Here is an 11999-nt window from a genome sequence, read left to right as displayed (position 1 = left end):
GCGGCTTCAGGGGTGGGGAAGGTCGGGGAGATCGGCGAGTCGCGCGAGCGCCCGGCCGACGCGCCCGCCCCGGTGGAAGATCGGGATGGATGCGAGGGGGGCGTCCACGGTGACCGTCTGACCGCCCGAGTGGACCTCGCCGGTCCGCGCATCGGTCCACTCCGGTCCCGCCGGCAGGTACACGTCCCATCGGGTGGCGCCGGGCTCGGTGACGGGGGCGACCAGGATGTCGGGGCCGAAGAGGTACTGTCCGGGAGTCGTCCAGGCGGCCTCGTCGTCCGGGAACTCGAAGAACATGCCCCGCATGACCGGCGAGCCCTCGTGGTGGGCGTCCGCCATCGCGGCTCGCGTGTAGTCGCGGAGGTCCTCTCGCAGGCGGATGTAGGCGACGAGCACCGCTTCGATCTCCGGGCCGAAGCTCCACACCTCGTTGTCGGCACCCGTTCCGACGCGCGCGACACCTTGCGGATCGACGATCGGCGTGCCGGGCACGCGGTCGCCGTGCAAGCGCATGACGGGACTGAACGCGCCGAACTGGAACCAGCGGATCAGCAGCTCGTGGAAGGCCGGTTCCCGCACGTCTCCACCCGTGAAGCCGCCGATGTCCGTCGTGAACCAGGGGATGCCGGCGGCGCCCATGTGGACGCCTGCGGCGATCTGCGCTCGCAGGTCCGCGAAGGTCGAGTGCACGTCCCCCGACCACACGAGCGCACCGTGCCGCTGCGACCCGGCCCAGGCCGCGCGGACGAGCGAGACCGGCTGCTCGTTGCCCTCCGAGCGCAGGCCGTCGGCGATCGCGCGGGTGAATTCCCGCGGGTAGAGGTTGGCGACCTGCGCGCTGGGGCCCGCGGCGAGCCGGTAGTTCTCGAAATGGTAAGCGCCGTACTCGGGCTCGGCCTCGTCGAGCCAGAAGGCGGAGATGCCGTAGGCACCGTAGTTCTCGGCCAGCTTGCGCCACAGGAACTCCCGTGCACGCGGCTCGGTGACATCGAGGAACCTGGTGTACTGCCCGTCGAAGTAGTACTGGACGTCGATGCCACGTCGTGTGCGCACGAGCATGTTGCCGTCGCGGAGCTCGGCGAAGTTCTCCGACTCCGCGGCCACCTGCGGCCATACCGACACCATGAGCTCGATGCCGAGTTCCCGCAGCTCTGCGGTCATCGCCGCCGGGTCCGGCCAGTATTCCTCCTCGAAACGCCAGTCCCCCATCCACCGCCAGTGGAAGAAGTCGGCGACGATGACGTCGATCGGGATGCCGCGACGTCGGTACTCCCGCGCCACGCTCAGCAGCTCCTCCTGCGTCGAGTACCGCAGCTTGCACTGCCAGAAGCCGAGCCCGTACTCGGGCATCATCGGCGCGTGGCCGGTCGCTTCGGCGTAGGCGGCGGCGATCTGGGCCGGGCGCGGATCGGCGCACACCCACCAGTCGAACTGGGTGGCGCTCTCGGCCTCCCACTCCGTCCGGTTTGTGCCGAAGACGGCGCGCCCGACCGCGGGGAGGTTCCAGAGGAAGCCGTACCCCGCGCTGGAGACCACGAAGGGGACGGAGGTCTGCGAGTTCCGGTGCGCGAGTTCGAGCACCGATCCCTTCAGGTCGACGACGTCCTGCTGATACAGGCCCATCCCCACGAGGTGCTCGTCCGCCGGGGTGGCGAGGCTGAGCCGCAGTCGGTGGTCGCCACCCTCGGTGGGACGGAATTCGCGCGCCGCGAGCTTGAGTGCGCCGCCGTCGGTGATCTCCTCGAACAGCAGCCGACCCTCGGCATCCTGCACTCGCAGCCGCAGCCGGGTCGTGTAGAACCCGGTCGACCAGTCGTTGTAGTCGTCCTCCTCAGCCACGACACACACCCCGCCGGCGGCGACCGTCGCGACGGCCCCGTCGACGGTCACAGCCGCACGGGTGTCCGAGACCTCGACGAGTGCGCCCGGCGCGTCGTCGACGGCGCCGAGCGACGCGCGGACTCGGACGCCGCGCCCCCATGCCTGGATGGATACGGTCTGCCCGTCCCCGCGCCAGAGGACGCCGGTGTCGGAGGTGTGGAACGTCATGGGGTCGCCTTTCGAAGGACGGGGGCCGTGCTGCCTCGCACGACCAGTCGGGTGGGCACGAGCAGACGGCGGAGGGCCGCCGCGTCGTCGATGCGGGTGAGGAGGACGTCGACGGCGGCGCGGCCGACCTCGTCGAACTCCTGGTGGACGGAGGTCAGCGGCGGCCAGAACTGCGCCGCCTCGGGCATGTCGTCGAATCCCACGACGCTGACCCGAGCCGGCACGGCGACGCCCGTCTCGTGGAGTGCGCGAAGGACACCGAGCGCCATCTGATCGTTCGCCGCGAAGACGGCGGTCACGTCCGGGCGGTCGCGCAGCCGGCAGCCCGCGGCGTAGCCGGACAGCGCGCTCCAGTCGCCGCGCTCCACCCCCGGCACGTCGCGGCCCGCCGCGGCCAGGGCGGTCCGCCAGCCGTCCTCGCGGCGCACTGCGGAGTACGAGTTGACAGGCCCCGCGACGTGGTGGACCGTGCGGTGACCGAGCGCGAGCAGGTGCCCGACGGCTTGGCCGGCGCCCATCGTCTGATCGGTGTCGACGAAGGAGCGATCCTCGAGGGCCGAGGCATCCACGACGACGACGGGGATGTCGTCCGGCAGCGGAAGGTCCTCCCCCGCCGAGAGGTGATCGCCGATCGCGATGACGAGGCCGTCGACGGCCTGATCGCGGGCGCGCTCGATCGCCTCGGTCACCGCCGCGCGATCGAAGCGCGCCGTCGGCACGAGCGCGACCGCGTATCCGGAGGCGGCGCCCGCCCGCGAGATCGCCTCCCATGTCCGAACGCTGCCGTACGAGGTGAGGTCACTCATGACCACGCCGATGCTGCGGTAGCGGGCGGAACGCAATGCGCGGGCGGCACGGTTGGGCCGGTAGCCGAGCTCGCGCATGCTCGCGAGGACGCGTTCCCGGGTCGGCTCGTCGACCCGCGCAGCACCTGTCACGACGCGCGACACCGTCTGCGCCGAGACGCCCGCATGCCGTGCGACGTCGGCCTGCGTCGGCCCGCCGTGCGGGGTACCGCCCCGACGCACCGCGGGTTCGGCGGCGGGGGTGACGACGCCCTCGTCGGGAGCCGGTCGCGTGCTACGCTGAGGCGACATGATTGCGTAAACATAGCAGTTCACGCGACGACGCGGCACCTCCGTCACGCGAACGCCGGACCGCAGGCCCCCGAGCGGAGATCACATGAGCACTTTCGCCATCGGCGACCGCGACTTCCTGCTGGACGGCCGGCCGCATCGCGTCATCTCGGGCGCGCTGCACTACTTCCGGGTCCACCCGGGAGACTGGGCCGACCGCATCCGCAAAGCCCGCCTCATGGGTCTCAACGCCATCGAGACCTATGTCGCCTGGAACGCCCACGAACCCGTCGAGGGCCAGTGGACCGAGACCGGCGGGCTCGACCTCGGCCGGTTCCTCGACCTCATCGCCGCCGAGGGCATGCACGCCATCGTCCGACCCGGACCATACATCTGCGCCGAGTGGCACAACGGCGGATTGCCCACGTGGCTGACGGCGACACCCGGCATCCGGCTGCGGCGGACGGATGCCGTGTACCAGGCTGCGCTCGAGACGTACCTGCGCCGCGTGTACCGCGTCGTCGCTCCCCGGCAGATCGACCGCGGCGGCAACGTGATCCTCGTTCAGATCGAGAACGAGTACGGCGCCTACGGGTCGGACAAGGACTACCTCGCCGAGCTCGTCCGGGTCACGCGCGACGCCGGCATCACCGTGCCGCTCACGACGGTCGATCAGCCCGAGGACGACATGCTGGCTGCGGGTTCCCTCCCCGGACTGCACCTCACCGGCTCCTTCGGATCCCGGGCGCACGAGCGGCTCGCGACGCTGCGGGCCCATCAGCCGACGGGCCCCTTGATGTGCTCGGAGTTCTGGGACGGCTGGTTCGACTGGTGGGGCGGGCAGCATCACACGACGGATGCGGCGACCGCCGCCCGTGAGTTGGACGACCTCCTGGCCGCCGGCGCCTCCGTCAACATCTACATGTTCCACGGCGGCAGCAACTTCGGCACCAACAACGGTGCGAACGACAAGGGTCGCTACCTGCCGATCACGACGTCGTACGACTACGACGCGCCGCTCGACGAGGCAGGCGATCCGACCGAGAAGTTCCACGCCTTCCGTGAGGTCATCGCGAAGTACGCGCCCGTCCCCGCCGAGACGCCGGCGGCCTCCGCACGCCGCCCGCAGTTCGACGTGGATCTTGTCGCGGCCCCCGCGACATCCGCGTCATCCTCGGCGCTGGCGGGGATCGTCACGTTCGAGGATGCCGGGCACACCGGCACGCTGCTGCGCTACGAATGCTCGCTGGCGGAGGGCTTCACCGGCGGCACCCTCGAGATCGGAGAGGTACGGGACCACGCCTGGGTGTCGGTCGACGGCATCCGCGTCGGCTCGCTCTCGCGCACCCGCCACGAACACGCGCTGCGCCTGCCCGCCGGGCGGCACCTCTCGATCCTCCTCGAGGAGCAGGGCCGTGTGAACTACGACGAACGGCTGGGTGAGGTCAAGGGCCTGATCGGGCCGGTCACGGTCGACGGCGTCGAGCTCGCCGGCTGGACCACCGCGCCCGTCCTCTTGGCGGAGGCGGCGGCGGCGCCCGAGCTGTTGGTGGCCGACGGCGCCTTCGATCTCGATGCTCCGACGGACCTGTTCCTCGACACGACCGGATGGGGCAAGGGATACGCCTTCGTGGGCGACTTCCTCCTCGGTCGGTACTGGTCCAACGGTCCGCAGCGAACGCTCTACGTGCCCGCTCCGGTCACGCGCGCCGGGCGGAACAGGATCACGGTCGTCGAACTCGAGCAGCCGCGCCCCGTGACGGCGCGATTCGTCGCCGCCGCCGAGCTCGGCCCGCTGCACGAGTGAGGCCGACGGCGCGTCAGGCTCGGACAGTGACCCCCGGCGAGAACGCGACGTAGCCCGAGAAGTCCTTCCCCACCCTCTCGAAGGCGGAGGGGTACGGGTTCGGGTAGGACCACGCGCCGTCGGCGAGTCGTTCCGAACCGGCTTCGATGTGGAAGTACTGGCACTCTCCCTTCCACGGACACGTGTACGGGGTGGGACTCTCGACCAGCGCCCCCTCCTTCACGGACGACGGGGGGAAGTACGCGTTCCCCTCGATGCGGATGATCTCGTCGTCATCCGCCTCTGCGATGACCGTGTCGCCGATGGTGGCCTTCATGTCGTCCTCCGTTCGCCCGGGTGGGGTGGAGCCAGCGTACGCCCGCGGCAGAGTAGCGTGGGCGGGGTGAGGGGAACCGGTCCGGGCGTGCGTGCGTGGATCATCTGGGGCACGGGCGTGGCGGCCTACGTCCTCGCGGTCACCAATCGCACGTCCCTGGCTGCCGTCGGCGTCGACGCCGCGGACAGATTCCAGGCCGACGCCGCGACGCTGTCGCTCTTCGCCGTCGTCCAGCTCGCGGTCTACGGCGGCATGCAGATCCCCGTCGGGATCCTCCTCGACAGATTCGGCTCTCGGCCGATCATGACGATCGGCATGCTTCTCATGGCGGTCGGCCAGCTGACGATGGCCCTCTCCCCCAGCGTGGGTGTCGCCATCGTCGCGCGCATGCTCCTCGGTGCCGGCGACGCGGCCGTCTTCCCGGCCGTCCTCCGTCTCGTCGCCACCTGGTTCCCCGCCCAGCGCGGACCGTTGATGGTGCAACTGACCGGAATCCTCGGGCAGGCGGGACAGCTGGTCGCCGTCATCCCGATCGCCACGATCCTGCACGCCACGTCGTGGTCGGTCACCTTCGGCGGCATCGCCGGGCTGTGCGTCCTGTTCGCGGTCCTCGTCTTCGCCCTCGTCCGCAACCGGCCGCCCGACCGCGTCCGCGATGTGAGCGTCGACACGGACACCGGGGCGATCCGCGTCGTCACCTCGACGATCGACACGGGTGTCGGCATCCGCGCCGCGCTCGCTCACCCCGGCACACGCCTCGCGTTCTGGTCGCACTTCACGACGCCCTTCGCCGGGACGGCCTTCATCCTGCTGTGGGGCTTCCCTTATCTCACGGCGGGCGAGGGGAGAACGGTCGCCGAGGCCGGCGCCCTCACGTCGCTCTACGTGTTCGCCGGGATGGCCCTCGGCCCCGTTCTGGGCGAGCTCTCGCGCCGCGCCCCGCTCCACCGCTCCCGCGCGCTCGTGCTCCCTGCGGTCGGGTTCCAGATCGTCGCCTGGTCGGCCGTCATCGTGTGGCCGGGTCCTGCGCCGCTCTGGCTGCTCATCATCCTCCTCGTGGCCCTGGCGATGGGCGGTCCCGCCTCCATGATCGCGTTCGACCACGCCCGCACGCACAATCCGTCGCATCGACTCAGCACCGCGACCGGCGTCACGAATGCGGGGGGATTCCTCGCCGCGCTTCTGGCGATCTTCGCGATCGGCTTCGTGCTCGACCTCCAGGGTGCCGGCACGCCCGACACCTACCGGCTCGAGGCCTTCCGCATCGCCTTCCTGGTCCAGATCCCGCTGTGGATCCTCGGAGCGACGTTCATCAGCATCGAGCGTCGACGCACCCGCATCCACATCGGAATGGATCCGCCCCGTCGGCCTCGTCGCTGACGGCACACACGACGAAGGCCCGTCTCACAGACGGGCCTTCGAGGTCCTGCAGCGTGTCAGTACGTGCCGTCTCCCGACGTGCGCGTCTCGGAGCGGGTGACCCGCTCCCCCGCGACAGGGTCGACCGTTCGGACGGTCGACTCGCTGGAACGCCGCCGCAGCATCAGCACGAGACCGATGATGAAGACGACAGCGCCGGCGACCATGAGGATGTAGCCGATCATGTCGAGGTTGACGTACTGGACGTCGACATTGACGGCGAACACCAGGATGGCCCCGATGACGAACAGCACGATTCCGGTTCCGATGCTCATGCGCACACTCCCTTTCTAGGCTGTGTGCTCCGATCATCCCGGACCCTCCCAGATTCCTGGATCCTCTTGACAGGACGCCGATCCAGGGGTCAGCGCGGCTCGACGGGGATCCAGTCGGCGAACTTCGGCTCGCGCCCGTCCCCGGACGAGGTGCCGGTCAGACGCCGCCGCAGCCAGGGTCCGAGGTGCTCGCGGAAGTAGCGGCCACGGCCGAGCGCGACCGCAGTGTCCTCCTCCTCGAGCCGCCACCATCCGTCGGGGGCCCGCTCCCCCAGCGCCTCGAGCACGCGCGCCGCCACCCGGTGGTGCCCGCGGGAGTTCATGTGCAGCCGGTCGTCGGACCAGAACGAGGGGTCAGAGAGCTCCCGGTCCGGCCAGTTCAGCGCGACGACGAGGTCGTCCCTCCCCCGGATGCGGTCGACCACGGCCCGCGACAGCTCGTCGCCCCGCCGCTGGATCAGTCGCGGCAGGGGCAGCTGCGCAGAGGGGTTCGCACCGGAGAGGACGATCATCGTCACGCCCTCCTCGTCGCACCGGCGCAGGACATGGGTGAACGCGTCCGCGATGCGGGAGATGGGCGTCCGGGGCCGCAGCATGTCGTTGCCGCCCCCGTTGAACGAGAGGTGCGTCGGGTGCAGGGCGAGCGCTCGCTCCAGCTGCTCCTCCACGATCGGCTGCATGAGCTTGCCGCGGATCGCGAGGTTCGCGTACGAGATCGGGGCGCCGCGTGAGTCCGCCCATCCCTGCGCCACGAGGTCCGCCCACCCGCGGACGGTCCCATCGGGCAGCTCATCGCCGACGCCTTCCGTGAACGAATCCCCGATCGCGACGTAGCGGATGTCCTGCGGCATCCCTCCAGCGTAGGAGCCACTCACTCCGCGAGGCTCCGCCCGCGGGATTCGGCGAGACCCCACGTCGCCGCCGCGGCCACGGCGAAGAAGGCACTCAGGACGATGAAGACCGCGGGGATGCCGCCCATGGCCTGCAGGGCGGGAACAGCCGGTGGCGCGAGGATCGACGCGATGCGACCGACGCCGGCGGCCCATCCCGCTCCCGTCGCGCGCAGCGACGTCGGATACGTCTCGGGGGTCACGGCGTACAGCGCACCCCACGCGCCGAGGTTGAAGAAGGACAGCGCCATCCCGGTCGCGAGGATCGCGGGGACGGACGTCGCCTGCCCGAAGAGGATCGCAGCGACAGCCGAACCCGCGAGGAAGACGGACAGGGTCGCGCGGCGACCCCACACCTCGATGAGCCAGGCGGCGACCGCATATCCGGGCACCTGCGCGAGCGTGATGATGAGCGTGAACTCGAAGCTGCGCACCAGGCCGAACCCCTGCGACACGAGCAGCGTCGGAATCCAGATGAAGGCGCCGTAGTACGAGAAGTTGACGCAGAACCACACCACCCAGAGGGCCGCGGTCCGGACGCGGACCGCGGGCGCCCACAGTCCCCGCAGGCGCGCCGCGACGGTCGTGGCGGGAGCGACCCCCGGGTCGGGTGCTTCCGCGACCGACGGAGCGACGCGACCGAACACGGCGGGCGAGGACTCGAGCCCCGTCACCACGCGGTCGGCGTCCGTCACACGTCCGCGGGAGGAGAGCCAGCGCGGCGACTCGGGGAGGGCCCAGCGGACGACGAGCGCATAGACGGCGGGGATCGCGCCGATCGCGAGCGCCCATCGCCACCCCTCCGGAACGGAGGGGATCACGAGGTACCCGATGAGCGCGGATGCGGTCCATCCGACCGCCCAGAAGGCTTCGAGCACGACGATGATGCGCCCCCGCATCCGCGCCGGCGCGAACTCGCTCACGTACGTGCTCGCCACCGGCAGCTCGGCACCGAGCCCCAGTCCGACGAGGAACCGCAGCGCGATGAGGGCGACGAGCCCGCCCGCGAGCGCGCTCGCGCCCGTCGCGACGCCGTACACGAGCAGCGTCAGGGCGAAGACCGATCGCCGGCCGATCCGGTCGGCCAGGAGCCCGCCGACGGTGGCGCCGATCGCCATGCCGGCGAAGCCCGCGGACGCGATCCACGACGTCTCCGCCGTCGTCAGCTGCCACTCGTTCACGAGGGCGGCGATCACGAACGAGATGAGCCCGACGTCCATGGCGTCGAGCGCCCATCCGGCGCCGGATCCGGTCAGCACCCGGAGGTGTGTGCGCGTGAACGGCAGCCGGTCGAGTCGCTGGGTCAGCGTGCGCGTCGGGGTCGCGGTCATCCCTGCATCGTATGAGGCGCTCGGCCCTCCGCGGGTCACTCGCCGAGCATCTCGCGCACGAGCGGGATGACCTTCGTTCCGTACAGTTCGACCGAACGCAGGAGCTTGTCGTGCCCGAGCGTGCCGTTCGCGTACTTGAGGTCGAAACGCCCCGCGCCGAGGGTCGTGATCGTGTCGGCGATCTTCCGGGCGACCGTCTCGGGCGATCCCGCGTAGATGGATCCCTCGGGTCCGATCTCGTGCTGGAACCGCATCCGGCTGTACGGCGGCCACCCGCGGTCGCGCCCGATCGTGTTGTTCTGCGCCTCGAACCCCGGGTAGGCCTCCTCCCACGCCTGCTCATCGGTGTCGGCGATGTGGCCGGGTGAGTGGATGCCGATGGGCTGCGCCTCGGTGCCGAGCTCGCCGATCGCGCGGTGGTACAGGTCGACGTAGGGCCGGAACCGCGCCGCCGGACCGCCGATGATCGCGAGCATGAGGCCGTACCCGTAGCGCGCGGTGCGGATGACGGACTCCGGCGAACCGCCGACGCCGACCCAGGCGCGGATCCCGTTCTCCGTCTTCGGGAAGACATCCGCCCCCTGCAGCGCGGGACGGGTGGTCCCCTGCCAGGTGACGGGCTTCTCCTGACGCAGCAGGGAGAAGAGCTCGAGGCGCTCCTCGAAGAGCGTCTCGTAGTCGGAGAGGTCGAACCCGAAGAGCGGGAAGGACTCGATGAAGGATCCGCGCCCGAGGATCACCTCTGCCCGGCCCTCCGAGATCGCCGCAAGCGTCGCGAATCGCTCGTACACGCGCACCGGATCGTCGCTCGAGAGCACCGTGACCGCCGTGCCCACCCGGATCCGCTCGGTGCGTGCGGCGATCGCGGAGAGGACGATCTCGGGACTGGAGACCGCGTACTCGGCTCTATGGTGCTCGCCCACGCCGATGAAGTCGACGCCCACCTGGTCGGCGAGAGTCGCCTGGGCGAGGAGGTTCCGGATCGCCTGCGCGCCGGACACCCTCTCCCCGTGCTCGTCCACCGTGATGTCCCCGAAGGTGTCGAGCCCGAGCTCCACTGCGGTCATGTCCGTCCCTTTCATTCAGCTGAATGAACGATAACGGGGATGCCGGGTATTCCCGGCATCCCCGTCGCGTCCGAGCGAGCCTCGACCCGCTCAGCCCTCGCGCAGTGCGGCGCGCAGGGTGTCGAGTCCGACTCCGCCCAGCCGCAGCGCCCGCATGTGGAACTGCTTGATGTCGAAGTCCGCACCGCCTCGCTGAGCGGCCTCGTCGCGGATCTGCTCCCAGATGCGCTGACCGACCTTGTACGACGGCGCCTGCCCCGGCCACCCCAGGTAGCGGTTCACCTCGAACTGGATGAACTCGTCCGACATGTTGACGTTGCGGCGCATGAACTCCAGCGCGTAGTCGGCATCCCAGATCCCGGTGCCGTCGAGCCGCGGCTTGCCGAGGTGCACTCCGATGTCGAGGACGACACGCGCAGCACGCATTCGCTGACCGTCCAGCATCCCGAGGCGGTCGGCCGGGTCGTCGAGATACCCGAGCTCCGCCATCAGCCGCTCCGCGTAGAGCGCCCACCCCTCGGCGTGACCGCTCGAGCCCGCGAGCAGGCGACGCCACGAGTTCAGCTCGGCCCGGTTGTAGACGGCCTGGGCGATCTGCAGGTGATGCCCGGGCACACCCTCGTGGTAGACGGTCGTGAGTTCCCGCCAGGTGTCGAAGGAGTCGACGCCCTCGGGGACCGACCACCACATGCGCCCGGGTCGCGAGAAGTCGTCCGTCGGCCCGGTGTAGTAGATGCCGCCTTCGTTCGTCGGGGCGATCATGCACTCGAGGCGGCGGATCGGCTCGGGGATGTCGAAGTGGGTGCGGCCGAGCTCCTGGACGGCGCGATCGCTGGTCTCCTGCATCCACTTCTGCAGCGCCTCGGTCCCGTGGAGCTTGCGGCTCTCGTCCTGCTCGAGGAAGGCGACGGCCTCTTCGACGGTGGCGCCGGCCTTGATCTCGTTCGCGATCGCCTCCTGCTCGGCGACCATCCGGGAGAGCTCCTCGACCCCCCACTCGTAGGTCTCGTCGAGGTCGATCGTCGCACCGAGGAAGCTGCGGGAGTGCAGCTCGTAGAGCTCGCGGCCGACGGCGTCGGTCTCGGACGCCGTCGGCGCCAGCTCGTCGCGCAGGAACGCGGCGAGCTGATCGTAGGCGACCCGGGCCGCCCCCGCGTTGTCGGCCAGGTCACGCGCGAGGGAGGCGGGCAGGTGTCCTTCGGCGGGCGCCGCCTCGCCGACGAACGACGCGAAGAAGCCGGTGTCGCTCGTGTAGCGCGCGATCTGCGTCACGACCTCGCGCACCTGCCGCCGCGCGGGGACGACTCCCTCGGAGATCCCCTGCCGGAGTGTCTCGACGTAGCCGGAGAGGGCGGCCGGAATCGCAGCGAGCCGGGTGGCGACGACGGACCAGTCGTCGACGGTGTCGGTGGGCATCAGGTCGAAGACGGCGCGGATGTCCTGCGAGGGAGAGGCGATGACGTTGAGGTCGCGCAGGTGAGCCTTCACCTCGTGGAGGTCCAGGTGCAGACCGAGCTCCGCAGAGAGGTCCATCTTCGTGACCTCGTCGACGTCGTCGACCGTCTCTGCCGCTTCCAGTGCCCGGAGCGTGTCCGCCGCCGCCGCGGCGAGGCGGTCGTGGCCGGCGGGCGAGTAGTCGTCCAGTCGCCCGTTGTGCTCCGTGCGCCCGATGTAGGTCGCGAGGCCCGGCGAGAGTTCGGCGAGAGTGTCCACCCAGCGGTCCGCGATCGTGTCGATCGGAGTGGGTGTGCGTTGTGCGTCGGTCATCC

Annotated in this window: 10 protein-coding genes; 2 read left to right on the top strand and 8 right to left on the bottom strand. The window is 70.5% G+C overall.

Annotated elements, in window-relative coordinates:
• Positions 1 to 6: 6 nt before the first annotated feature.
• The gene (locus tag M3190_RS09980) at positions 7 to 2049 is read right to left on the bottom strand and encodes a glycoside hydrolase family 31 protein (RefSeq protein WP_251580862.1); all 2043 of its coding nucleotides are present in this window, start codon (positions 2047 to 2049) and stop codon (positions 7 to 9) included.
• Positions 2046 to 3146: a LacI family DNA-binding transcriptional regulator gene (locus M3190_RS09975; RefSeq protein ID WP_251580860.1), complete on the bottom strand. Its 1101-nt coding sequence runs from the start codon at positions 3144 to 3146 to the stop codon at positions 2046 to 2048. The genes M3190_RS09980 and M3190_RS09975 overlap by 4 nt, the downstream gene beginning before the upstream one ends.
• Positions 3147 to 3231: 85 nt before the next feature.
• On the opposite strand from M3190_RS09975, the gene M3190_RS09970 reads away from it, so the two are divergent.
• Positions 3232 to 4932: a glycoside hydrolase family 35 protein gene (locus M3190_RS09970; protein ID WP_251580858.1), complete on the top strand. Its 1701-nt coding sequence runs from the start codon at positions 3232 to 3234 to the stop codon at positions 4930 to 4932.
• Positions 4933 to 4945: 13 nt separating this feature from the next.
• Here the strand turns inward: M3190_RS09970 and M3190_RS09965 are convergent, their stop codons facing one another.
• Entirely contained in the window at positions 4946 to 5248 is a 303-nt protein-coding gene (locus M3190_RS09965) for a DUF427 domain-containing protein (RefSeq protein WP_251580856.1), read from the bottom strand.
• Positions 5249 to 5314: 66 nt separating this feature from the next.
• Here M3190_RS09965 and M3190_RS09960 point away from each other — a divergent pair, with 66 nt between their 5' ends.
• Entirely contained in the window at positions 5315 to 6628 is a 1314-nt protein-coding gene (locus tag M3190_RS09960; RefSeq protein WP_251580854.1) for an MFS transporter, read from the top strand.
• 56 nt (positions 6629 to 6684) lie between these two features.
• On the opposite strand, the gene M3190_RS09955 is transcribed toward M3190_RS09960, so the two are convergent.
• From M3190_RS09955 to M3190_RS09935, 5 genes are all read right to left on the bottom strand, one after another.
• A complete protein-coding gene (locus tag M3190_RS09955; RefSeq protein WP_251580852.1) occupies positions 6685 to 6942 on the bottom strand; it encodes a DUF6458 family protein in 258 nt (85 codons plus the stop codon).
• Positions 6943 to 7031: 89 nt separating this feature from the next.
• On the bottom strand, positions 7032 to 7793 hold the full coding sequence (locus M3190_RS09950) for an SGNH/GDSL hydrolase family protein (protein WP_251580850.1): 762 nt from the start codon (positions 7791 to 7793) through the stop codon (positions 7032 to 7034).
• 20 nt (positions 7794 to 7813) lie between these two features.
• Positions 7814 to 9163, bottom strand: a complete 1350-nt coding sequence (locus tag M3190_RS09945) for an MFS transporter (RefSeq protein WP_251580848.1) — start codon at positions 9161 to 9163, stop codon at positions 7814 to 7816.
• Positions 9164 to 9198: 35 nt separating this feature from the next.
• On the bottom strand, positions 9199 to 10230 hold the full coding sequence (locus M3190_RS09940) for an LLM class flavin-dependent oxidoreductase (protein ID WP_251580839.1): 1032 nt from the start codon (positions 10228 to 10230) through the stop codon (positions 9199 to 9201).
• Between the two features lie 90 nt (positions 10231 to 10320).
• On the bottom strand, positions 10321 to 11997 hold the full coding sequence (locus M3190_RS09935) for a DUF885 domain-containing protein (RefSeq protein ID WP_251580837.1): 1677 nt from the start codon (positions 11995 to 11997) through the stop codon (positions 10321 to 10323).
• Positions 11998 to 11999 lie beyond the last annotated feature (2 nt).

It is taken from the genome of Microbacterium oleivorans (genome assembly GCF_023715745.1).
Classification (GTDB): domain Bacteria; phylum Actinomycetota; class Actinomycetes; order Actinomycetales; family Microbacteriaceae; genus Microbacterium; species Microbacterium oleivorans_D.
Note: the sequence above shows the minus strand (reverse complement) of the source record. Positions and strands in the feature narration are given on the sequence as shown.

What these genes read in the sequence shown, in the direction of transcription:
- M3190_RS09955 (WP_251580852.1), bottom strand. Translation starts at nt 6,942, where the DNA reads ATGAGCATCGGAACCGGAATCGTGCTGTTCGTCATCGGGGCCATCCTG.
- M3190_RS09975 (WP_251580860.1), bottom strand. Translation starts at nt 3,146, where the DNA reads ATGTCGCCTCAGCGTAGCACGCGACCGGCTCCCGACGAGGGCGTCGTC.
- M3190_RS09980 (WP_251580862.1), bottom strand. Translation starts at nt 2,049, where the DNA reads ATGACGTTCCACACCTCCGACACCGGCGTCCTCTGGCGCGGGGACGGG.
- M3190_RS09965 (WP_251580856.1), bottom strand. Translation starts at nt 5,248, where the DNA reads ATGAAGGCCACCATCGGCGACACGGTCATCGCAGAGGCGGATGACGAC.
- M3190_RS09970 (WP_251580858.1), top strand. Translation starts at nt 3,232, where the DNA reads ATGAGCACTTTCGCCATCGGCGACCGCGACTTCCTGCTGGACGGCCGG.
- M3190_RS09940 (WP_251580839.1), bottom strand. Translation starts at nt 10,230, where the DNA reads ATGACCGCAGTGGAGCTCGGGCTCGACACCTTCGGGGACATCACGGTG.
- M3190_RS09945 (WP_251580848.1), bottom strand. Translation starts at nt 9,163, where the DNA reads ATGACCGCGACCCCGACGCGCACGCTGACCCAGCGACTCGACCGGCTG.
- M3190_RS09935 (WP_251580837.1), bottom strand. Translation starts at nt 11,997, where the DNA reads ATGACCGACGCACAACGCACACCCACTCCGATCGACACGATCGCGGAC.
- M3190_RS09950 (WP_251580850.1), bottom strand. Translation starts at nt 7,793, where the DNA reads ATGCCGCAGGACATCCGCTACGTCGCGATCGGGGATTCGTTCACGGAA.